The organism is Rhizobium mongolense USDA 1844 (assembly GCF_000419765.1).
In the GTDB taxonomy this organism is placed as follows: domain Bacteria; phylum Pseudomonadota; class Alphaproteobacteria; order Rhizobiales; family Rhizobiaceae; genus Rhizobium; species Rhizobium mongolense.
The window spans coordinates 36085-57037 of the sequence record NZ_ATTQ01000023.1; the positions used below are offsets into that span (position 1 = coordinate 36085).

Annotated in this window: 19 protein-coding genes and 3 pseudogenes; 12 read left to right on the forward strand and 10 right to left on the reverse strand. The window is 61.0% G+C overall.

Annotated elements, in window-relative coordinates:
• Positions 1 to 194: 194 nt before the first annotated feature.
• A pseudogene (locus A3C3_RS48015) lies at positions 195 to 531 on the forward strand (ATP-binding cassette domain-containing protein); the annotation flags it as partial.
• Positions 532 to 639: 108 nt separating this feature from the next.
• On the opposite strand, the gene A3C3_RS0130435 reads toward A3C3_RS48015, so the two are convergent.
• Complete coding sequence (locus tag A3C3_RS0130435) at positions 640 to 1887, reverse strand: flavin-containing monooxygenase (RefSeq protein WP_022718345.1); 1248 nt, start codon at positions 1885 to 1887, stop codon at positions 640 to 642.
• A 314-nt stretch (positions 1888 to 2201) separates the two neighbouring features.
• Between A3C3_RS0130435 and A3C3_RS48690 the strand changes: the two are divergent.
• Both A3C3_RS48690 and A3C3_RS0130440 read left to right on the forward strand, forming a co-directional pair.
• A pseudogene (locus A3C3_RS48690) lies at positions 2202 to 2352 on the forward strand (chromate transporter); the annotation flags it as partial.
• A gap of 132 nt (positions 2353 to 2484) precedes the next feature.
• The gene (locus tag A3C3_RS0130440; protein ID WP_084797074.1) at positions 2485 to 3639 is read left to right on the forward strand and encodes an MFS transporter; all 1155 of its coding nucleotides are present in this window, start codon (positions 2485 to 2487) and stop codon (positions 3637 to 3639) included.
• 1152 nt (positions 3640 to 4791) lie between these two features.
• Here the strand turns inward: A3C3_RS0130440 and A3C3_RS47410 are convergent.
• From A3C3_RS47410 to A3C3_RS0130470, 5 genes and pseudogenes are all read right to left on the reverse strand, one after another.
• Positions 4792 to 5080, reverse strand: a pseudogene (locus A3C3_RS47410) (LysR substrate-binding domain-containing protein); the annotation flags it as partial.
• 10 nt (positions 5081 to 5090) lie between these two features.
• Entirely contained in the window at positions 5091 to 5237 is a 147-nt protein-coding gene (locus A3C3_RS45595) for a hypothetical protein (protein WP_022718348.1), read from the reverse strand.
• A 33-nt stretch (positions 5238 to 5270) separates the two neighbouring features.
• Positions 5271 to 6140, reverse strand: coding sequence for a metallophosphoesterase (locus A3C3_RS0130460; protein ID WP_022718349.1), 870 nt, complete (start codon positions 6138 to 6140; stop codon positions 5271 to 5273).
• A 431-nt stretch (positions 6141 to 6571) separates the two neighbouring features.
• The gene (locus tag A3C3_RS0130465) at positions 6572 to 6820 is read right to left on the reverse strand and encodes a hypothetical protein (RefSeq protein ID WP_022718350.1); all 249 of its coding nucleotides are present in this window, start codon (positions 6818 to 6820) and stop codon (positions 6572 to 6574) included.
• A 74-nt stretch (positions 6821 to 6894) separates the two neighbouring features.
• On the reverse strand, positions 6895 to 7554 hold the full coding sequence (locus tag A3C3_RS0130470) for a phytochelatin synthase family protein (protein ID WP_022718351.1): 660 nt from the start codon (positions 7552 to 7554) through the stop codon (positions 6895 to 6897).
• 346 nt (positions 7555 to 7900) lie between these two features.
• Between A3C3_RS0130470 and A3C3_RS0130475 the strand changes: the two genes are divergently transcribed.
• From A3C3_RS0130475 to A3C3_RS0130485, 3 genes are all read left to right on the forward strand, one after another.
• Positions 7901 to 9088, forward strand: coding sequence for an acetate/propionate family kinase (locus A3C3_RS0130475; RefSeq protein ID WP_022718352.1), 1188 nt, complete (start codon positions 7901 to 7903; stop codon positions 9086 to 9088).
• A gap of 71 nt (positions 9089 to 9159) precedes the next feature.
• On the forward strand, positions 9160 to 11547 hold the full coding sequence (locus tag A3C3_RS0130480; RefSeq protein WP_022718353.1) for a phosphoketolase family protein: 2388 nt from the start codon (positions 9160 to 9162) through the stop codon (positions 11545 to 11547).
• Positions 11548 to 11681: 134 nt separating this feature from the next.
• Complete coding sequence (locus A3C3_RS0130485) at positions 11682 to 12275, forward strand: carboxymuconolactone decarboxylase family protein (RefSeq protein ID WP_028740140.1); 594 nt, start codon at positions 11682 to 11684, stop codon at positions 12273 to 12275.
• Between the two features lie 232 nt (positions 12276 to 12507).
• Here A3C3_RS0130485 and A3C3_RS0130490 read toward each other — a convergent pair whose 3' ends face one another.
• Positions 12508 to 13395 (reverse strand): LysR family transcriptional regulator, encoded by an 888-nt coding sequence (locus A3C3_RS0130490; RefSeq protein WP_028740141.1) that lies wholly within the window; start codon positions 13393 to 13395, stop codon positions 12508 to 12510.
• Between the two features lie 129 nt (positions 13396 to 13524).
• On the opposite strand from A3C3_RS0130490, the gene A3C3_RS0130495 reads away from it, so the two are divergent.
• Positions 13525 to 14370 carry an oxidoreductase gene (locus A3C3_RS0130495; protein ID WP_022718356.1) on the forward strand — a complete coding sequence of 282 codons (846 nt, stop codon included), beginning with the start codon at positions 13525 to 13527 and terminating at the stop codon, positions 14368 to 14370.
• A gap of 64 nt (positions 14371 to 14434) precedes the next feature.
• On the opposite strand, the gene ftsZ is transcribed toward A3C3_RS0130495, so the two are convergent.
• Positions 14435 to 15454 carry a cell division protein FtsZ gene (ftsZ, locus tag A3C3_RS0130500; protein WP_022718357.1) on the reverse strand — a complete coding sequence of 340 codons (1020 nt, stop codon included), beginning with the start codon at positions 15452 to 15454 and terminating at the stop codon, positions 14435 to 14437.
• A gap of 199 nt (positions 15455 to 15653) precedes the next feature.
• Here ftsZ and A3C3_RS0130505 point away from each other — a divergent pair, with 199 nt between their 5' ends.
• The 4 genes from A3C3_RS0130505 (at position 15654) to A3C3_RS0130520 (ending at position 17700) form a co-directional block, all read left to right on the forward strand.
• Positions 15654 to 15872, forward strand: coding sequence for a hypothetical protein (locus A3C3_RS0130505; RefSeq protein ID WP_022718358.1), 219 nt, complete (start codon positions 15654 to 15656; stop codon positions 15870 to 15872).
• A 99-nt stretch (positions 15873 to 15971) separates the two neighbouring features.
• On the forward strand, positions 15972 to 16970 hold the full coding sequence (locus A3C3_RS0130510; RefSeq protein ID WP_022718359.1) for a ketopantoate reductase family protein: 999 nt from the start codon (positions 15972 to 15974) through the stop codon (positions 16968 to 16970).
• A 118-nt stretch (positions 16971 to 17088) separates the two neighbouring features.
• Positions 17089 to 17253 (forward strand): hypothetical protein, encoded by a 165-nt coding sequence (locus tag A3C3_RS45600; RefSeq protein ID WP_022718360.1) that lies wholly within the window; start codon positions 17089 to 17091, stop codon positions 17251 to 17253.
• 141 nt (positions 17254 to 17394) lie between these two features.
• On the forward strand, positions 17395 to 17700 hold the full coding sequence (locus tag A3C3_RS0130520) for a DUF1883 domain-containing protein (RefSeq protein WP_022718361.1): 306 nt from the start codon (positions 17395 to 17397) through the stop codon (positions 17698 to 17700).
• Between the two features lie 16 nt (positions 17701 to 17716).
• Here the strand turns inward: A3C3_RS0130520 and A3C3_RS0130525 are convergent, their stop codons facing one another.
• On the reverse strand, positions 17717 to 19033 hold the full coding sequence (locus A3C3_RS0130525) for a replication-associated recombination protein A (RefSeq protein WP_022718362.1): 1317 nt from the start codon (positions 19031 to 19033) through the stop codon (positions 17717 to 17719).
• Complete coding sequence (locus A3C3_RS0130530; protein ID WP_022718363.1) at positions 19030 to 20433, reverse strand: DegQ family serine endoprotease; 1404 nt, start codon at positions 20431 to 20433, stop codon at positions 19030 to 19032. Before A3C3_RS0130530 ends, A3C3_RS0130525 begins: the two co-directional genes overlap by 4 nt.
• A 117-nt stretch (positions 20434 to 20550) precedes the next feature.
• Here A3C3_RS0130530 and A3C3_RS0130535 point away from each other — a divergent pair, with 117 nt between their 5' ends.
• Positions 20551 to 20925 carry a YkvA family protein gene (locus A3C3_RS0130535; protein WP_022718364.1) on the forward strand — a complete coding sequence of 125 codons (375 nt, stop codon included), beginning with the start codon at positions 20551 to 20553 and terminating at the stop codon, positions 20923 to 20925.
• Positions 20926 to 20953 lie beyond the last annotated feature (28 nt).

Here is a 20953-nt window from a genome sequence, read left to right on the forward strand (position 1 = left end):
CGCCTTACGTAGAAGTCCACTGAGCCGCTTCAGATCTGGAGATCCGGTTCCACCGTCAAGCGAAACTCCGACGTCGGTCCGCTGCCCCATGGATCGCAGCGTGCGAGGTTCGAGAACCGCGAGGTGATTGTCGGGGCGACGACATTCACGACTCATGCATGAGGGCAGTCGCTCGCTGTCGACGGCGCCGTCGCCATGACAAGGGCACAAATCTGAACAAGCTTCGTCAGAAAATCGGCATCGTCTTCCAGCAGTGGATTCGTTTTCCCACCCTACGACGTTGGAGGACGTCGCACTCGCGCCCCGCTTTGTGAAGACATGGGCCAAAGCGAATGCCGAGGGATGGCGGAAAAGCAGCTCAAGCATGTAGGTCTCGGCGAAAAGCTTGACGCCTTCCACCCTTGAGCTTTCCGGAGGCAGCAACGTTTGGCGATCGCGCGAGCGCTGGCGATGGAGCCTAGCTACATGCTTTTCGACGAAGCCGCCTCGGCTCTGGATCCGGAACCTGCCGGCGAGGTTCTCGATACTATTGCGTGCTCGCCTCACCGCCTTCAAATCGTCGGATGGGAAAGGACCCTCCGTTGTTGAGTTAGACCAAACCCTTGGGTCTCATACCAGACGATCGCGGCGAAACCTCTTTCAATCCTTTGGGCGGTGGGTGCCTCCGCTTTTGACGAGTCGCTCCACGAGACGAGCCGCCTCCTCTGCGAGGGCCGGTATGGTGCCTGATTGCCGCGTCGATCCGAAATCGAGGCCGGCGAAGTAGAGGCCTGGAACAGCACCGACTCCGTCGGCGTGGACAGGCTGGCCGGCTGCATCGAGCGCGCCGGGAAGGTGGACCCAAGTGAAGTCGCCGGTGAAGCCGGTGCACCACACCACCGATCTGATGCCGCACGCCCTCCAGTCCATGGAACGGATCAGAGGATCAGGTATGCGCGGTTCGACCGTCTCGGCTGGATCGCCCTCGGCTGGCGGCGCATCAAGGCCGACGCGCTCAATGTACTCGTCAACGAGGCGCTTGGTGTTTGCGGAGACTTCGTCGGCAAATCGTATATGGGCGTGGAGCTCATCGCTGAAAACGAGACTGTCGTTCTCCACGCCTTGGAAGCGGCCGAGCAAGACGACGCCTTGTGCGCTCAGCGATTGAAGGCTGATCGTGTGCGTCGCACCGACAAGCGCGCGGGCCGGCACCTTGCCGGAAGGGAGGACGAGTTCCTTGCGCGGGACGTCGAGAAACCCGGACAGCGTCAGCCAATTAAGTATGTTGCCTCCGCGATAGCGTCGCACCCAACGGCCGTTGCGGCTGGTCGCCAGAAACACGACGCGTCCAGCGAGCGCCAGATCCTCAGCAATCTGGCCGCCCGACTGACCGCTGCCGACGACCAGCACCGCGCCATGCTCAAGCTGGGCCGCGTTGCGATAGGCCGAAGAGTCCACCTGGCAAAGTTCGACCGGCAAATCCGCCGACGCCGGCGGCCGGACCTGTCGATTCTGGTCGCCAGTGGCGATCACAACGTTGCGCGCCAGAAGAACGCCGGGAGCCGTCGTTAGCCGAAACAGCCCATTTTCTCGCGTCAGTTCCTTCACCGAGGTTTGAGTGCATACCGGCAAGCAGTGTCGNTCCGCATAGTCTTCGAGGTAAGAGACGAACTCGTGGTGGGTTATCGNGCCCCAAGGGTCCGGTCCCCGATAGGAATCGCCGGGCAATACGGAGCGGATAGTCGGCGAGTTCAGTCGAAACGAGTCCCATCGCTGCGTTCGCCACGTCTCACCGATTCGACCTCCATCAAGCACCTTGTGTTCGCGGGCTTCGCGCTTCAGGAAGTAGCTGATGCCGAGCCCAGTCGAGCCAGCGCCAATCACGACTACGTCGAGAACTTCGCCCATGCGTCCCCCGCCTAAAGGTCTGGTGCATCCTACGCCTCGGATTCAGGCGAGACTAGAGGTCCGGCTAAAGGTTCCTTCAGAGGCCCCATGGTGGCAAAGCGTGATCGATTCTCAGGGTCTGCTTGGGGGGTCGTGACGGGACCTTCGTGGCATCAATATCCAAGTACTGGATGTGGCTCGAAGCGAGCCAATCTCAAAATAGCTCGTAGCATTTGCTACCGAATTCTGGAAAAATCTAATGCGATAGCCTCACGTTCGTCGGCAGATATGGGGCTGAGTCGTGGACACGAACGCATAGGTTTCACGCTTGGATCCTGGACACGCCGGTCGTCGGTTCTATCGTCGGTCCGGGGGCAATCCTCTCCGTGGTGGCGGCGGTCGCGATCTTCCGGTTCAAGGCCTCGGTGATCACGACGCTGCTGTGCTGGCGCCCTGGCCGGCATGATCTGGACGCTTGCGAGGTGAAGCTGGCGTCGATGCTACGACGCTTGGAGGGATTAGATCGTGACAGCGTCCTTGGCGAAACGAGCATACTCTCTTGTCTCGCTTCCCGCGAGCGCGGATCCGATCGCCGGTCGCCTCCTCGCGTCGCGTGGAATGCGCGCGTTTGCGGACGGCCTCGTCAGCCTTTCATTGCCGATCTACCTCGCGTCCATCGGCTTCGATCTGTTCGAGGTAGGTGTGCTGACCACCGCGACGCTCGCCGGGTCGGCCATCCTCACTTTGGCGGTGGGCATGCTCTCGCACCATTTCTCCCAGCGCCGGATGCTACTGTCAGCCGCGATGCTGATGACGCTGACGGGTCTCGCATTTTTCCTTGTGAAGGACTTCTGGCCGCTGGTGATCGTGGCGTTCGTCGGAACGCTGAATCCGTCTTCCGGCGACGTGAGCGTCTTCCTGCCTCTGGAGCATGCTAGGCTCGCTCATAGTGTTTCAGACAGGGACCGCACCGCAATGTTCGCGCGCTATAGCCTGGTCGGCTCGCTGTTTGGAGCTCTCGGAGCCCTCGCTGCGGGACTACCGGAGCTTCTCCAGATCGTGATGGGACTTAGCGTCGGACAGGCCTTGCAGCCCGTGTTCCTGCTCTACGCCGCCGTGGGACTTGCGTCGTTTCTGTTGTATCGGCGCGTGCCGCGCGAGCGGGCCGACGTCCAGCCATCCCCGCCACAGCCGCTGCACAAATCGAGGACGCTCGTCCTGACGCTAGCAGCCCTCTTCAGCATCGACGCCTTCGCCGGCGGTCTGATCGTGCAGTCTCTTCTGGCCATATGGCTTTATCATCGGTTCGGGCTGTCTCTTGCGGCGACCGGAGCGATCTTCTTCTGGTCCGGAGTTCTTTCGGCGGCTTCCTACCTGATCGCGGTCCGCCTCTCCAATAGGATCGGACTCGTGAACACGATGGTCTTCACCCACCTGCCTTCAAGCCTCTGCCTTTTGCTGATCCCCTTCGTTCCCGATCTTTCGACGACCATCGTTCTGTTTCTTATTAGAAGCGCCCTGTCACAGATGGACGTTCCGACCCGCACCTCCTACGTCATGGCGATCGTCACCCCAGGTGAACGGGCGGCGGCTGCAAGCGTCACGTCCGTTCCACGGAGCCTGGCCGCAGCGTCGAGTCCCCTTCTTGCAGGCTGGCTGATGTCCGTTTCCAGTTTCGGCTGGCCGCTTGTCGCCGCAGCGGCACTGAAGATCCTCTACGACATCCTGCTGCTCTTCATGTTCCGGAAGCATCGTCCGCCGGAGGAGCGCTGACTGCATCAATCGCCTTGAACCGACCAATTAGCTTCATGCCAGGGACGAGCGCTGTCGTCCAAGCCCCATGGCGTTACATACATCATTGCCGTCGATATAAGCGGCCTCGAAGGCAGCTTCTGCCACCCAGGCCCGCTTCGTGATCAGACGCCGTCGGGAGGCGCAAAAAAACAGTTCATATGGTACCGTCCACCCCGTCCTATCCCATCCGCCTCATTGGGGTCGTCCGTCGGCTGAAGGCAGATGTGAAAATCACCGTCCCCCGATGGCTTCTCATCTCCATAAGGGATCAGGAACAACTGGTTTCTCGTCACCAGGTGATGGTCTCCCGGATGAAGTATGACCGAGAATCCGCCGGCGCCCTTTCTCACCTGAGATTTGGGTATGGCCTCGCAGTCTCCACCGAAATCTTGACCGTTGCAGCACCATGGCGGGTATGACCAAGCGCTGCGGGATTGGTGGGCATCGCTCTGTGTGAAAAGACCCGCCGATATAACTGCGAAAGACACGATAGAGGCTGTTGAAGGTGTGAAAGTCATCGACGCCTCCGAACGAACATTTCGCCACCAGCAAAGAATTATACGCCGATTACTTAGACATGGACGGAAAACATCCATGTCTTCAGGGCTGCCACTTGGAGCAAAGTCGGGTCTGCCGGAAGGCAGGGATTTAGGACGCGACCTTTTACAATTGGCGGGGAGAGTTATGCCGGACTGCTGCCCTAGGAGATGAAGCGCTCACGCCAGCTCGAAGGAGAGAATGCCAAGCTCAAGCGCATCGTCGCCGATCTCAGTCTCGACAAGGCCATACTTCAGGACGTCTGTAAAAAAGCTGTGCAGCCTATTTGCAGGCGCCAGCTTGTCGACGAGATAAAATCGGTCTGAGAGTGTCGGCGCGTCCGGCGTGTTCGACGCTCAGGATTGATCGAGCTCTCTACGAGGGCCGCGTGCAGGCACGGCGGCCGTTTCAGCTATCGAAATAAAGGGCGCAAGGCTGCCAGACGCGGTACAGGCATACTCGGACGTGGAAGCGCCGGCGAAAACTTGATTGTTCGCTGGGAACTTTTTTGCGCAGCCTTGACGCACGGAGCTGCGCGCGCAAGGGCTTCTGCATTGCCCTGGCACGCTAATGTGGTGCATTCACGAAAGTGCGTTACGCCCGCAAGGCATCGACGATGACTCTGAAGGCTGGCGAATTCTGTCGCCTGCTTGGATAGTAGAGATAGTAGCCGGAAAATAGCGGCGACCAGTCATCAAGCACCTGGACCAGCTTACCAGACCCGAATCCTTCTCGACGATGTCTTCGGGCACGTAGGCAATGCCGTGTCCGGCTCAAGGAGGGCGTCGACCATCGCGTAACTCGCGCTGAACGTCAGTTGCCCTTCTACACGCACCCGAAGTTCTCGATTGTCTTTGGCGAATTCCCATGCATAGAGGCCGCCTGACACAGGTCTAGGGGATGTCTCTTCTCAGCGTCTCGATGAAGCGGATCACGTCGCCCACCATGCTGTCGTTAAAAAGCAGGGTGCTCTCGACGAAGAAATGGGCGGCAAGACGCGGAGCCGTGCCCTCATAGTTGCCTTGAATCTTCGACTGCACTCAGCTGAGGTACCAAGTTTCTCGAGCGGGTGTTCAGTTGAGTTCGAGCAGCACGATCTCAGGCGGCGCCATAAGGCGGAGCGGTAAACCCGTGCAACCGAGACCCCTGGAAATTATCATGTGCCTGCCATTCTCTACGACATGTCCCCCGACGTAACGCGAGCCAAAGTTTGATGGCACGATCGGCCTCCAGCCGAAGATATTCACTTGGCCACCGTGTGTGTGTCCACAAAGCGTGATCGAGACGCGGTCTGTAACCAATGGAAAGATGTCTGGTTCATGAGCCAATAAAATAATGGGCGCGGCGTCAGTAATCTGTGAGAGCGTACCGGGAAGGTCGTCGATCCCCAATTTCACGGCAAGCAAGTCGCCAAGACCGGCTAGCCAAAAGGGATTTCCATTCTTCTCGAGGCGGATGGATTTATTCACGTAGACCGGAATGCCCACCTTGGTCAGTGCTGTTTGCGCGAGCGGTTCCACTGAGGTATCGCGTTGGAACGCGGCGTCATGCCAGTAGTCATGATTGCCAAGGATCGCGTGGACACCGAGCGGTGCTCTTAGACCAGACAGTGCAGGCGCCCAATCGTCCGGCGCAATTGTGTTTGTCAGCATCCGCATCGCTGTCGAGAAATCACCCAGCAGCAAAATGATGTCGGGGTTCAGCGCATTGGTCTGCTCGCATATTTCGCGTATCCGATCGACCGTCATCCATGGACTGGCGGCATGTAGGTCTGCGAGTAGTGCCGCTCGGAGGCTAAGGCCAGGAGTCCATCCAGGTGGTTTCAATCGATAACTGGCAACGATCGGTCGAGCCATCGCTTCGCCTACGGGGTAGCTCAGAAACGCCGCAGCAGCCGTTGCTCCTCCTAAAGCAAATTTCAGAAATTCACGCCGGCTTAACATCGATCCCGCCTTAATAGTGCGCGCCGCGCACAGAACCTTTCCCGATTACAAGTTGACCACATGTTCATAAGAAAAAGCGTAGCCCTTTTAAGATCGGCATATCCCGCGCGCCTTCAGTATGAAACGATGGTGAACTGAATTTAAATAGAGCTCAAATTGAGACAGAAATAGGATAGATAACCCTTCCAGTCATAAGCTTTTCGAAGTAGTTCAATATCAGATTTATCAACTGGAAAAGTTACAGCTTTTTTCTTTACTCAAACTCTCCGGGCGGGTCAGAGGCGGTCGCATCCGAGGAAGATTCGGATCGACACGCCCCGCCCAGGTGACGCGCACCCGTCCTCATCTTCGAGGGCCGCCGCGCTCCCGCCTCAGCGTGAGCGCTGACCGTTTGCGCTTCGTCCGCTCACAAGGGCGGTAGGCAATAGCTGTCAGTGGCTGTTGTAAAGCGGCGGCGACACGTCTTCGGCGGCCAGATCGGGATAGAGTCTGCGCCTGATGCGTTCCAGCTCCTCCACGTTCCGACGCTCCCGCTCCATCACCTCGATCGTCACATTGCGCCATGGGGCGCCGGCCGGCTGGTCCCATACCGTTCCGCCGGATGCAATGAACTCGCAGAACCTCCTGCCTGATCTGATACGGCTGGTGATCTCTACGTAGTGGTTGAGACGGTGATCCATGGAAGCCTCTCACGCTCGTCCATGCCAAACGGTCGCTCTTAAAGATGACGAGATGATGACGCATCCGGTCAACGCTATTCGTCGATCAGCAACAAGCCTCGCTTTTTGTCACCATCCATGGTGTCCATCGCAGAAAAAAGGCGCTCGCGCTCGATCAGCCAGGGCTTGAAGTCTTCATTCACATCGAGAACGAACACCATGTCCTCGGTTTCCAGATAGCCGCCGATTGGCGAGTGGTGGCCGACGCCCGCGCCAAAAATCCTCTCACGGCTGAAATTGATGATGTAGCGGCGACCGGGATCGTTGGCTCGCCTCATATGCTCGTGAAACGCCTCGCTCGTAAGGTCGCGGAGGACCGAAACGTCCCTTGTAGTCTGTGCCTTTGCGACTTCGGCGAGCTCATCAAGCGTCAGCCCCATGACGCAGATGCCCGTCCAGCATTTTCCGGTGCCGTCGAGGACCTCGGCTTCCGTCGTCTCCTCCTCGCCGATCGATCGGAACACATTCGCCACGCTCGCCGGGCCGCAACGCGAACCGTTCGATTGCCATGTGACGTTCGACTTGAAAGCGGCGGCTACCGGGAGCATCCAGGCGCGGTTGATCAGATCTGGCGCTTGGGTGACCGAGGCATGGATCGCATCAGGCGAAACCCTGGACGGGCTGATGAGATACAGCGCGGCTGCGGCCGACAGGCCGACGCCAGCAAGCAAACCGAAAATCCATCCGCGCTTCATCGCCGAACCTCGCCGTGGATGAGCACCAGACGATACTTCAGAGCAGCCGCAACAGCAACGAGACGCTAGAGGCAGGCAAGCCGTGGCTGCCCAAATGCGCGGAAATTTGCCGAACGTACTTCAATTTTTGCTCGCGGTAGCCTAACATCAGGCGGTGACTCCAGTTCCCCTGGGAAGACCTCCCAACCTTGGCCCGCTCCGGCGGGCTTCTTCTTGTCCCGGCTGTCCGGCTTGCGATGGCCGCTCCGGGCTGCGTCGCACGCCGTCAGCCGCCGCAGTTTACGCGGGCGGTGAAGCGCCCTAGATAACGAAAACGGCGGCGGTTCTTCAGTGCGGAGAGGCGAGCATGGATGCCGACACAGTCTGCCTGACCTTCAATGCCGGATCATCGACGCTCAAGATCGGCATCTTCGATGCCGGCAAAGGCGCCGCCCGGCCGATCGGCAAGGGAAAGATCGACTTCGACGACAGCGCGCTCGTCCTGCGCTATTCGCTGGGGGACGACAGCTTCGAGCGCCCGCTTTCGGGCAACAATGGCGAGCGGTTTGCCGAGGTCATCGAAGGGACGCTGGATCACCTGCTGGCTCAACTTCCGCCCGGCTCCCTGAAGCTCGCCTCCCATCGCGTCGTCCATGGCGGCCTTCGGTTTCGTGGGGCCGCAGCGCTCGACGCGCAGACGATCTGCGAGATCGAGGCGATGGTTCCGCTAGCCCCACTGCACCAGCCGCAGGCGCTGCGGGTGATCCGCGCGCTGCAGGATCTGCGACCCGACATGCTGCAAACGGCATCGTTCGACACCGCCTTCCACGCGACGCAGGCCGATCTCGTCCGGCGCCTGGCGATCCCGCGATCGCTGCATGACGAAGGCGTGCGCCGCTACGGCTTCCACGGCCTGTCTTACAAATTCATCGCCGGCGCGCTCAAGCGGCAGGCGCCTGAGGTGGCCGGCGGAAAGGTCGTGGCCGCCCATCTGGGCAGCGGAGCCAGCCTCTGCGCCCTGCAGGGCGGCGTCAGCCGCGATTGCAGCATGGGGTTCTCGGCCCTTGACGGCATCCCAATGGCAACGCGGCCAGGGTGGCTCGATCCAGGCGCCCTCCTCTATCTGATGCGGAAGGTAGCGCGCGATCCCAGCGAGCTGGAACACTTCCTCTATCATGCCTGCGGTATGCTGGGCGTCTCCGGCATCAGCGGGGATGCCCGGGATCTACTGAGGGACGAGTGGCCGGAAGCTGCCCAGGCCATCGACCTCTTCTGCCTCCGCATCGCCGGCGAGATCGGCCGCATGTCGGTGACGCTCGGTGGCCTGGACGCGATCGTTTTCACCGCCGGCATCGGCGAAAACCAGCCGGAGATCAGGCGCCGCGTCGCCGCCCATCTGCGCTGGATGGGCCTTCATCTCGACGATGGCCGGAACGAGGCTGCCGGCATGACGGTCATCAGCACGCCGGACAGCAGGATTGCCGCGCTCGTCATTCCCACGGACGAGGAGCAGGTTATTGCCGACGAGGCGCTCGCTATCCTTCGTGCGGGGTGATCCAGATCAAGAATCGGCCCGGCGCAAGCCGCTAGAATTGAACTCGAACACGTTTCGAACGGGTGAAATCCATGGAACAGCACGCCTCGAACACCGCCCCTTCCACGCTTTCCGACGCCGACCTCGCTTTGCTCGACCGCTACTGGCGGGCCGCCAATTATCTTTCCGTCGGCCAGATCTACCTCTTGGATAACCCGCTTTTACGCGAACCGCTGAAGCCCGAGCATATCAAGCCGCGTCTGCTCGGCCACTGGGGCACGACGCCGGGACTGAACTTCATCTATGTGCACCTCAACCGCATGATCCGTGCCCGCGACCTCGACATCATCTACCTGTGCGGACCCGGCCATGGCGGGCCGGGCATGGTCGCCAACACCTATCTCGAAGGCACCTATAGCGAGATCTATCCGGATATTTCCGAGGATGCGGACGGGATGCGCAAGCTCTTCCGCCAGTTTTCCTTTCCCGGCGGCATTCCAAGCCATGCAGCACCCGAAACGCCCGGCTCGATCCATGAAGGCGGCGAGCTCGGCTATGCCCTCGTCCACGCCTATGGCGCCGTCTTCGACAATCCGGAGCTGATCGTCGCCTGTGTCGTCGGCGACGGCGAGGCCGAAACCGGCCCGCTTGCCGCCAGCTGGCATTCGAACAAGTTCCTGAACCCTGCCCGCGACGGCGCGGTACTGCCGATCCTGCATCTCAACGGCTACAAGATTGCCAACCCCACGTTTCTTGCCCGCGCCAGCAACGATGATCTGCGAGATCTCTTCCAGGGATATGGCTACCAGCCCTTCTTCGTCGAGGGACACGAGCCGGCCGACATGCACCGCAAGATGGCGGCCACCTTCGACGCGGTGTTCGACCGGATCAGGGACATCCAGGCGAAAGCGCGCTCAGGCGGCGCCGGCATGCCGCGCTGGCCGATGATCGTGCTGCGCAGCCCGAAAGGCTGGACGGGGCCCAAGGAAGTCGACGGCAAAAAGGTCGAGGGCTTCTGGCGCGCCCACCAGGTGCCGGTCTCCAACTGCCGCGGCGACGACGGCCATCGGAAGATCCTCGAGGACTGGATGCGCAGCTACGAGCCGGAAAACCTGTTCGATGCGGACGGACGCCTGAAGGACGACCTGCAGGCGCTGGCGCCCGAGGGCAACCGCCGGATGGGGGCTAACCCGCACGCCAATGGCGGCCTGCTGCGCATGGAGCTCTCCGTCCCCGATATCCGCGATTACGAGATCAAGATCGGGGACCGCGGCAGCCAGGCCGTGCAGTCGACCGAGATTTTCGGTCAGTACCTGCGCGATGTGCTGAAGCTCAATGCCAAGAACGCGAATTTCCGCATCTTCGGCCCCGATGAAACGGAATCGAACCGCCTCGGCAAAGTCTTCGAGGCGACCGACCGCGTCTGGATGGAGAACATCGAGTCCTATGACGTGCATCTTTCCCGCGACGGCCGCGTCATGGAGGTCTTGAGCGAACATCTCTGCCAGGGCTGGCTGGAGGGCTACCTTCTGACCGGTCGGCACGGCCTGTTCTCGTGCTACGAAGCCTTCATCCACATCATCGATTCGATGTTCAACCAGCACGCCAAATGGCTGAAGGTCACCCGCGAACTGGAGTGGCGAAAGCCGATATCCTCGCTCAACTACCTGCTCACCTCGCATGTGTGGCGGCAGGATCACAACGGCTTTTCTCATCAGGATCCGGGCTTCGTCGATCTCGTCGCCAACAAGAAGGCCGATACTGTCCGCATCTACCTGCCGTCGGATGCGAACACACTGCTCTGGGTCGGCGATCATTGCTTGAAGACCTACGACCGCGTCAACGTCATCGTCGCAGGCAAGCAGCCGGAGCCGCAATATCTGCCGATGGATGAGGCGATCGAGCACTGCAAGGCCGGGATCGGCATCTGGGAATGGGCCAGCAACGAGGACAACACGATCGCGCCCGACGTGATCATGGCCTGCGCCGGCGACGTGCCGACGATGGAAACGCTTGCCGCCGTCAGCCTCCTTCGCGAGATGATCCCCGAACTGAAAATGCGCGTCGTCAACGTTGTCGACCTTTTGGCGCTGCAGGCCAAGGAGCAACATCCGCACGGCCTGGAGCACGATGAATTCGACCGCATCTTCACAAAGGACAAGCCGGTGATCTTCGCCTATCACGGCTATCCCTATCTCATCCACCGGTTGACCTACAAACGCACAAACCACGAAAACATCCACGTGCGCGGCTTCATAGAGGAAGGAACGACGACGACGCCTTTCGACATGACGGTGCTGAACCAGCTCGACCGCTTCCATCTCGCCATCGAAGCCATCGAGCGCGTGCCGGGATTGAAGGAGAAGGTGCCGGACGTTCTCGACCGGCTGCATGTGAAACTCGCCGAACACCACGCCTACGTCCGGGAGTATGGCGAGGACATGCCCGAGGTCAGAAACTGGAAATGGCCGGCGTCATGAGCCGGGCGGCGGCGCCTGCCATTTTGAGGCTCCGCCGAACGTCAAGGCACGCCGGCGTGCACAAAGACCGTCTCGCAGATTGCCGTCCGCGTTTTTCCGCCTATCCTTCTTGCATCATAGAGGAGGATCAAGCCATGCCCTTCATCCACACCCCCGATGCGTCCGCCAGCGAGAAGACCGCGTCCATGTACGCGTCCGCCGAGTCGAATTACGGCTATCTGCCAAACATGTACCGCGCCTTCGGGCACCGGCCCGAGGTGATGGAGAACTGGGGTGCCCTGCTTTCCAGCATCCGCAGTCATATGAGCCCCAGGCGCTACGAGCTGGTGACGCTGGCGGCGGCAAAGGAGCTCAAGTCCTCGTATTGCATGCTGGCACACGGTTCCGTCCTGTTGCGCGAGGGCTTCACCAATGACGGACTGGCGGCCGTTGCGAACGAGACGGAAAAGGCGCCGATCGATGCCGTCGAGCGCGCCGTCATGGCCTTTGCCGCCAAAGTGGTGCGCGACGCGACCTCGGTGACGCAGCAGGATGTCGACGGGCTGAAAAAGCACCAGCTCACCGATGCCGAGATCTTCGACATCACCGCGGCGGCGGCAGCCCGTTGCTTCTTCTCGAAGATGCTGGATGCGCTGGGTGCGGCACCGGACCATGTCTATGCCGAACGGCTCGACCCCAATCTCCGAAAGGCACTCACCGTCGGCCGCCCGGTTACAGGGCTCGCCTGAGGCAACCTGCAATCGCCCCGCCGCTTTACACAACCAGCCGCCTGCAACCGTTTGGTCCGCAATGGCACGGCTGGCCAACATCGGATGACGAGGAAAAGCCCTCGAAATCGGCGGGGCAGACTCGCCGGCACCATCGAGGGCAGCGCGCATGAGCCGCCGCTCTCTCCTCTTTCCAGCTGACTTGATGAGGTCACCGCGGCAAAACGTGCCCCCGAACCCAGAACCCCTAGCGCTATTCCGCCTTCATCGCTTCGATCACTGCCCTGAACCCCGCCGGCATGTGGCGCCGGCTGGGGTAGTAGAGGTAGAGCGGCTCTTCCGGCTGGCACCAGTCGTCGAGGACCTGGATGAGTTCGCCGGCCGCGATGATCTTCTCCACGCGGTCTTCCCAGACATAGGCGAGCGCCACGCCGCCAAGGGCCGCTTGGGTCATCAGCTCGTGGTCGTCGAGCGAAAGCGGGCCGGCCGGGTGGAAGGTAATCGCCTGCCCGTCCTTCTCGAAATCCCATGGGTAACGCGCGCCGGAGGGAAACATATTCTGGATACAGAGATGGCGCTTCAGGTCGTGCGGTGTCACCGGCTTCGGCCGCCGCTCGAAATAGGCGGGTGAACCGACGACCACCAGGCGCAGCCGAGGCTTGATGCGCAAGGCGATCATGCCCTCCGTCACCCGCTCCCCAAACCTTATCCCGCCATCGAAACCCTCCTCGACAATATCGATCAGGCGGTCGGTGGCACTGATTTCGAGCTGCAGGTTCGGGTTCTTTTCGAGCAGCGGGCCGATCACCCGGCCGATCACGAAAGGCGCGATCGAATTCGGAACGTTGATCTTGACCTTGCCAAAGGGCGTGTCACGAAACCGGTTCAGTGCGTCGAGCGCTGCGGTGATCTCACCGAAGGCCGGATCGAGATGCGACATCAGGAGTTCGCCCGCCTCCGTCAGCGAAACGCTTCGCGTCGTGCGGTTCAAAAGCCGGACGCCGATCCTGTCCTCGAGATTGAGGACCGCATGGCTGACGGCGGAGGCCGTCACGCCCCTCTCCTCGCCCGCCTTTCTGAAGCTCCGGTGCCGGGCAACGGCGGCAAAAGCTGCCAGTTCGGAAAGCTCGGTGGCGCGCATTGCTGAATTCCACTCATCATCGTTTCGATAATAACAAATCTTATACAGCAGCGCATTTTCGGTCAAATTCCTTTCGTCGGCACAGAGATGCAGACACCAAGAACCTAAAGAGCCTGAAAGGAACGTGTCATGAAAGTCTGGTTCATCACCGGTGCATCCCGCGGCTTCGGCGCGCTGATGACGAAGGAAGCGCTTGCCGCCGGCGATGCGGTCGTCGCCACAGCCCGCAATCCGAAAAGCGTCACCGACAAGTTCGGCGAACACCCGAACCTTATCGCCGTCGCCCTTGACGTCACCAATGAGGGACAAGCGAAGGAGGCCGCAGCAAAGGCCGTCGAACGCTTCGGCCGCATCGACGTCCTCGCTAACAATGCGGGTTACGGCCTGCTCGGCGCCGTGGAGGAAGCAACCGCCGAGGAAGTCGAAAGGCTTTACGCCACCAATGTCTTCGGCCTCCTAAAGGTCACCCGTGCCGTCCTGCCCTACATGCGCCGCCAGCGTTCGGGACACATCCTGAACTTTTCCTCGATCGGCGGCTATTTCGGCTATCCCGGCTGGGGCGTCTATGGTTCGACCAAGTTCGCCGTCGAAGGCCTGTCGGAATCCCTGGCCGCCGAGCTCGAGCCCTTCGGCATCAAGGTGACAATCGTCGAGCCCGGCTTCTTCCGCACAGATTTCCTCGCCGACAACTCACTGGCGGTCAGCCCGGCCTCGATCCCGGACTATATCGGCACGCCGGCCGGCAACATGCGCGATTTCGCAGCCGATGCAAACCATGCCCAGCCGGGCGACCCGGCAAGGCTCGCAGCCGGCATCATCACTCTTGCGAACGCGGCAAACCCGCCGCTCCGCATGCCCTTCGGAAGCGATACAGTCGCGAAGATCGAGGAGCAGAATGCGAGCGTTGCCAAAGAGCTTGCCGAATGGCGCGAACTCGCCGTCTCGACGGATTTTCAACGAGACGCGGCCGCTTGACGGAACTGCTGCCAGTAATTTTGCTCCGCCTGCCGAAAAGCCGCGGGCGGAGCAAAATCGCGTCTTATTGAAGCGTGCGCGTATGGATCTGCTGAGCGGCGGCATCCGGTGCCGATGCGGAGAGCTCAGCGTCAAGGCCCGTTGCGACGACGGACACGCGGAACTTGCCGTCGAGATTGCGGTCGAAGATCGCGCCGACGACGATGTCGGCGTCGTCCTGCACCTCGTCGCGGATGCGGCTTGCGGCCTCGTCCACTTCGAAGAGCGTCATGTCCGAACCGCCGGAAATCGAGATCAGCACGCCCTTGGCGCCCTTCATCGAGATGTCATCGAGCAAGGGATTGGCGATCGCCGCTTCGGCCGCCTTCAGAGCGCGCTCGTCGCCGGATGACTCACCCGTCCCCATCATCGCCCGGCCCATGCCGCGCATCACGGATTTGACGTCGGCGAAGTCGAGATTGATCAGGCCTTCCTTGACGATCAGGTCGGTGATGCAGCCGACACCGGCAAAGAGTACACGGTCGGCGGTCATGAAGGCGTCGGCGAAGGTAGTCTTCGCATCCGCGATGCGGAAAAGGTTCTGGTTGGGAATGACAATCACCGTGTCGGCCGCCTGGCGCAGCGCCTCGATGCCGATATCGGCCGTCCTCAGGCGCCGGTTGCCCTCGAAGGTGAAGGGCTTGGTGACGACGCCGACCGTCAGGATACCGGCCGAGCGTGCCGCATGCGCGATCACCGGCGCAGCACCCGTGCCCGTGCCACCGCCCATGCCGGCGGTGACGAAGCACATATGCGAGCCTGCCAGGTGATCCATGATCTCGTCGATCGATTCTTCGGCCGCTGCACGGCCGACTTCCGGCAGCGATCCGGCACCGAGCCCCTCGGTCACGTGCGCACCGAGCTGGATGCGGCGCGACGCCTTGGACGTCGCCAGCACCTGGGCATCCGTATTGGCGGCGATGAAGTCGACACCTTCCAGATTCTCGGAGATCATGTTGTTGATCGCATTGCCGCCGCCGCCGCCAACGCCGATCACCGTGATCCGCGGCCGCAATCCCGAAATCCCGCTCTTGGCGTCCGTCATCATATTCTCCTTTGATGCCATCTCTCGTCCCCGCCCTCGTTGCGGCAAACCGAATCGAGTGTCAGGCTAAGCGAGCAACAAGGCAGAGGCAGGGCGAAAGAACAAGCCGTATGCTTTCTGAAATACCCCATGGAACTTTTTTCCTGGGGGCATAGTTGTATTGATTCATGAATCATTTGCCGGGAGGAGAACTGCTGAGATGCCTTTGTCAGCCGCAAGCCAGACTATCGCCTCGCCGCGCGAGCATATTCTGACAGTCCAGGAAGCGCTGGAGCCGCTCTTTCTGGCCCTGGAGCAGGAGGTGGAGGTGAAGATGATCGCCGCCGCGGTCCGCGCCGGATGGTCGGCAAAGGACGCCGTTGCAGCGATCGATGAGCTCCGCCGCCATGAGCTTGTTGCGGACGTCACGTCCCATTGATGCGGGCGTCAAAAATCGGTTCAGTAAGATAATTTCGCTCGCCATCCCATAAGGGCGTCCTAAGTCTAGCGCGACAGCAATGATCGCGGAGCCTTCTCTATGCCTTTCAGGACCATCTGTATCTATGGCGCAGGCGCGCTTGGCGGCGCCATGGCGGTGAAGCTTGCAGCCGGACTCGGCACCGGAGCGACGATATCCGTGGTGGCGCGAGGCGCCCATCTCGATGCGATGAGGAAGAATGGCCTTGACCTCTTCGAAGCCGGCTCCGAGACGCCGATCAACGCCCGCATCACCGCAACGGATGATCCATCGGCGCTTCCGCCGCAGGATCTGATCGTTACGGGCCTTAAGGGCCATCAGCTTGGCCCGGCAGCCAAAGGCATCGCGAACCTGTTGAAGGACGGCACGCGTGTCGTCATGATCTTGAACGGCATTCCGTGGTGGTATTTTCACCGCGACAGGCAAAGCCCGCATGCCGAACTGCAGTTGGAGGAACTCGATCCGGGCGGCCGGCTCTGGCGCCTGATCGGTCCGCAACGCGTCATCGGCTGCGTTGCCTATCAGGGCGCGGAAGTGATCAATCCCGGCCAGGTGAAGCTCTCGAACGATGGCCGCTTCATCCTGGGCGAGCCGTCCGGTGAACCATCCGCCGACCTCGAAGCGATTGGAGCGCTCTTCTCCCGCGCCGGCCTCAGTATTACGGTCACGCAGCGCATCCGCGACGAAATCTGGAACAAGCTCACTGGCAACGCCGCCTTCAATCCGATCAGCGCCCTGACGCGAGCCCTGATGACCGACATCATGACCAATCCGGCGCTTGCCGAAACCGTCGGCAAGGTGATGACCGAAGTGCGCACCGTCGGCCGCGCGCTTGGCGCCCGCTTTGACAGCACCATCGAAGAGCGGCTCGAGCAATCCCGACACGTAGGCGCAGTGCGCACCTCGATGCTGCAGGATCTTTTGGCTGGAAAGCCGCTCGAAATCGTGCCCCTCACAGGCATGATCGTCACGCTGGGACGGCTTGTGTCGGTGCCGACGCCGATCTCCGAAACGGTATTCGCGCTGGTCTCGCAGCTCGATCGGGAGAACCAGCGCTAGACTGTTCCGCCACCTGCCAGGCGTCTTTATGACATTCTTATATCTTCGCCCGTGAGCGCGAATGGATTTCCTATCCGCATCGGCGGTAGCCTTTGGCATCATGCAAAGGTGAAATGCCATGCGTCTGATGTTTCCGCCCTTTTCGTTTCCTCCTTCGCGCCACAAGACCGGAGCGCGCCAGATGCGCGAACGCCGCACGGCGCAAATCCTGATGATCTTCAGCATCGTGCTTGCTTTTGTCGAACTCTACGTCGTCATCGCCAATCTCTGGCCGTTGTCGTGAGGTACCCGAAGGACTGACTGCGCTGTTCCCGCAGTCTTAGCGCGGGAGCGTCCAGCACTTCACACCCTGGCGCAGCCCAACTCTTCCTTAACCGGCGTCCCCTAACATTAGCGGCAAGAGACATTTAATCCACAAAGACCGATGCCGAAACCGAACTTCCGCTTTACCCATTATGATCTTCACGAGCAGCGCGCCGGAACCGTTATCGAGGTGACGCTGAATGCTGTGAACAATGTGCGGCTGATGACGGCGCCGAACTATCAGCGCTTCACCGAGGTTCTCGATTTCAAGTATATCGGCGGAGTTGCCAAGAAATCGCCCATCAGGGTCGTCCTTCCCGAAAGCGGCCACTGGCATCTGATCGTGGACATGGAAGGCCATCACGGGCTTGCCGAATCCGCAGTGAAGGTGATCGCTGCGCCGGCGGGCCAGAAGCACGCGTCATAAAATCACCGGATGGCAACTAGCGCGGATTGCGCTCTTTTCTGAGCTTCGCCCAATATTCCAGCCTCTTGCGGATATCGCGCTCAAAACCGCGCTCCGGCGGATCGTAGAAGGTCTGGCGGCCCATCTTCTCCGGAAAATAGTCCTGGCCCGAAAAGGCGTCGGGCTCGTCGTGGTCGTAGCGATAGCCCTCGCCATAACCTTCGCCCTTCATCAGCTTGGTCGGCGCGTTCAGGATATGCTTCGGCGGCAGCAGCGAGCCGTTCTCTTTTGCCGCCTGCGTGGCGGCCTTGAACGCCGTGTAGACGGCATTGGATTTCGGGGCGGTCGCCAGATAGACGCAGGCCTGCGCGAACGCCAATTCACCTTCCGGTGACCCAAGGTAATCATAGGCGTCCTTGGCGGCATTGCAGATGACCAGCGCCTGCGGATCGGCAAGGCCGATATCCTCCACTGCCATGCGCACCAGCCGCCGACCGAGATAGAGCGGGTCCTCGCCGGCATCGAACATGCGGGCGAGATAGTAGAGCGCTGCATCCGGATCGGAGCCGCGCACGGACTTATGCAGCGCGGAGATGAGGTTGTAGTGGCCGTCCTGCGCCTTGTCATAGACCGGGGCACGGCGCTGCACGATGCGCGTTAGCGCTTCGGTATCGAACGTCTCGCCGTCGCGGGCGGCGCGCCAGACCTCCTCGGCAAGCGTCAGTACGGCACGGCCGTCGCCGTCTGCCATGCGCAAGAGGCTGGCGCGTGCATCCGCCGTCAGCGGCAACGCCTTGCCTTCGGCCGTCTCGGCGCGCTTCAGCAGTTCTTCCAGGCTTTCTTCATCATGCGATTTGAAGGTTAGCACGCGGGCGCGAGACAAGAGAGCGGCGTTGAGCTCGAAGGACGGATTCTCTGTGGTGGCACCGACGAGGATGATGGTGCCGTCTTCCATGACCGGCAGGAAACTATCCTGCTGGGCACGGTTGAAGCGGTGGATTTCGTCGACGAAAAGCAGCGTCTGGCGGCCGCCCATGCGGCGCAGGCGCGCGGCGTCGAAAACCTTCTTGAGGTCGGCGACGCCGGAGAAGATCGCCGAGATCTGTTCGAAGGCAAGGTCCGCTTCACCGGACAGCAACCGGGCAACGGTCGTCTTGCCGGTGCCGGGCGGGCCCCAGAAGATCATGGAGCCGAGCGAACCGCTTGCGATCATCCGGCGCAACACGCCGTCTTCGCCCGTCAGATGTTCCTGGCCGGTGACTTCGGCAATCGTCTGAGGCCGGAGCCGATCTGCGAGAGGCCGCCTGTTGGCGACCTCCTCTGGAACACGCGGTGCGAAGAGATCGTCGCTCATCGGAAGAACTGCCTTATCCGCTGGCCGTCGCGCTCGATCTCAACGCGCCAGAAACCCGGGTCCGCGTCGGCCATCTGTTCCAACTCCTCCGTTGTCTGTACCGGTGCGCCATTGATCGAAACGATGATGTCCTTCGGCTCGAAGCCGAGACGCGCTGCAGGCGAGCCATCCTTCACATCGGCAACGACGACACCGGTCGATTCCGTCGGCATGCGCAGCTCGTCGGCAACGCGCGGCGACAGGTTCTCGACGACAGTACCGGTGAAGGGCGTGCGCCCGCCAATCGTGCGCTGGTCGCGCGGCGAGGTTTCCGGCGCCCGGTCGAGCTTCAGCGCCACCTGCTGCTCGCCGCCATTCTCGGCGACGGTCAGGTTGACGGAGCTGCCGAGGCCCGCCGTCGTCAGGCGATAGAGAAGCGCGTCGGGATGCTCGACCGGAACGCCGTTCACCGCCGTGACGATCTCGCCGGCTCTCAGTCCCGCCTTGGATGCAGGACCGTCATCCGTCACTTTGACGATCAGCGCGCCGCGTGCCTTGTCGAGACCGAGCGCCTCTGCAACCTCGGAGGTCACCGCGTCGAAGGTGGCGCCGACATAGGGGCGTTCGAACGACTTCACGCCAGCATCTGCCGAAGCCAGGAACACCTTCACCAGGTTGGCGGGGATTGCGAAGCCGATACCGTTCGAGCCGCCGCCGCGCGAGAAGATCGCCGTATTGATGCCGATCAGTTCACCCTTCATGTTCATCAGCGCACCGCCCGAATTGCCGGGATTGATCGACGCGTCGGTCTGGATGAAGAAGCCGAACTCGTTCTTGACAACCTGGTTGCGCGCAAGCGCCGAAACGATGCCGCTCGTCACCGTCTGGCCGACGCCGAAGGGATTGCCGATCGCAAGCACGAGATCGCCGACCTCGACGGCATCCGAATTGCCGATCGCCAGCGTCGGGAAGCTCGCCTTGGTGTCGATCTTCAGCACCGCGAGATCGAGCCGGTCGTCACGCAGCACGACTTTGCAGGGGAACTCGCGGCCGTCCGACAGCGCCACCTTGATGTCGTCCGCACCCTCGATGACGTGGTTATTCGTCACCACTGTGCCGTTTGCTTCAACGATGACGCCGGAGCCGAGCGAGGATTGCTTCTCGGTGCGATTCGGCATCTGCTGGCCAAAGAACTGCTCGAAGAAAGGGTCGCCTGCGAAGGGAGATTGGCGCTGGATGATCTTCTCTGCGTAGACATTCACCACGGCGCCTGACGTCTGCTTGACGAGCGGCGCGAAGGAAAGCTGCAGTTCCGCCTGGCTTTGCGGCACCATCTTCGCGTCCTGCGCATCTGCGCCGAACGGCAAAGCGACGACCAGCGCAAAGAGCGAAATGGAAGCGCGTTTCAACAGGCCTTGCATTGGAATCCCTTCTGAATTCGTATTGAGAATGTGTTGTAGCGCTGGACGTTAGAAAGGAAAGAGGGCGGAAGCATGAAGGAATAAGGCAGGTTTGAAAGCACGTGAGGAACTTCCAGCATGGAACTGATATCAAAAGCGAAAACATGGGCGAAGTCACTGAGGCGTGACATTGCCGCATTGTGGCTTGCCGCCCGCGACCCACGCGTTCCGTGGCTTGCAAAAGCGACCGCTGCAGCAGTGGCGGCCTATGCGCTTTCGCCTATCGATCTGATCCCGGATTTCGTGCCCGTCCTCGGCTATCTCGACGACCTCGTCATCGTTCCGCTCGGCATTTTGCTGGCCGTCAAGCTCGTCCCGCCGGAGATCATGGCCGAACTCCGGAAGGAGGCCGAATTGCGCGCCGACCGTCCGGCCAGTAGCAGAGCGGGGCTCCTTTTCGTCCTTGCCGTCTGGACTTGCTGCTTCATCTTTCTGGTACTGGCGTTCCTTTGAGGCGCTACCTCCCTGAATCAGGAAGATT

Bases quoted from the DNA above. Each gene is read 5' to 3' on its own strand.
- A3C3_RS0130510 (WP_022718359.1), top strand. From the start codon at position 15,972: ATGCCTTTCAGGACCATCTGTATCTATGGCGCAGGCGCGCTTGGCGGC.
- A3C3_RS0130520 (WP_022718361.1), top strand. From the start codon at position 17,395: ATGCCGAAACCGAACTTCCGCTTTACCCATTATGATCTTCACGAGCAG.
- A3C3_RS0130535 (WP_022718364.1), top strand. From the start codon at position 20,551: ATGGAACTGATATCAAAAGCGAAAACATGGGCGAAGTCACTGAGGCGT.
- A3C3_RS0130490 (WP_028740141.1), bottom strand. From the start codon at position 13,395: ATGCGCGCCACCGAGCTTTCCGAACTGGCAGCTTTTGCCGCCGTTGCC.
- A3C3_RS0130480 (WP_022718353.1), top strand. From the start codon at position 9,160: ATGGAACAGCACGCCTCGAACACCGCCCCTTCCACGCTTTCCGACGCC.
- A3C3_RS0130465 (WP_022718350.1), bottom strand. From the start codon at position 6,820: ATGGATCACCGTCTCAACCACTACGTAGAGATCACCAGCCGTATCAGA.
- A3C3_RS0130485 (WP_028740140.1), top strand. From the start codon at position 11,682: ATGCCCTTCATCCACACCCCCGATGCGTCCGCCAGCGAGAAGACCGCG.
- A3C3_RS0130525 (WP_022718362.1), bottom strand. From the start codon at position 19,033: ATGAGCGACGATCTCTTCGCACCGCGTGTTCCAGAGGAGGTCGCCAAC.
- ftsZ (WP_022718357.1), bottom strand. From the start codon at position 15,454: ATGACGGACGCCAAGAGCGGGATTTCGGGATTGCGGCCGCGGATCACG.
- A3C3_RS0130530 (WP_022718363.1), bottom strand. From the start codon at position 20,433: ATGCAAGGCCTGTTGAAACGCGCTTCCATTTCGCTCTTTGCGCTGGTC.
- A3C3_RS0130460 (WP_022718349.1), bottom strand. From the start codon at position 6,140: ATGTTAAGCCGGCGTGAATTTCTGAAATTTGCTTTAGGAGGAGCAACG.
- A3C3_RS0130475 (WP_022718352.1), top strand. From the start codon at position 7,901: ATGGATGCCGACACAGTCTGCCTGACCTTCAATGCCGGATCATCGACG.
- A3C3_RS0130440 (WP_084797074.1), top strand. From the start codon at position 2,485: ATGCGCGCGTTTGCGGACGGCCTCGTCAGCCTTTCATTGCCGATCTAC.
- A3C3_RS0130495 (WP_022718356.1), top strand. From the start codon at position 13,525: ATGAAAGTCTGGTTCATCACCGGTGCATCCCGCGGCTTCGGCGCGCTG.
- A3C3_RS0130470 (WP_022718351.1), bottom strand. From the start codon at position 7,554: ATGAAGCGCGGATGGATTTTCGGTTTGCTTGCTGGCGTCGGCCTGTCG.
- A3C3_RS45600 (WP_022718360.1), top strand. From the start codon at position 17,089: ATGCGTCTGATGTTTCCGCCCTTTTCGTTTCCTCCTTCGCGCCACAAG.
- A3C3_RS0130505 (WP_022718358.1), top strand. From the start codon at position 15,654: ATGCCTTTGTCAGCCGCAAGCCAGACTATCGCCTCGCCGCGCGAGCAT.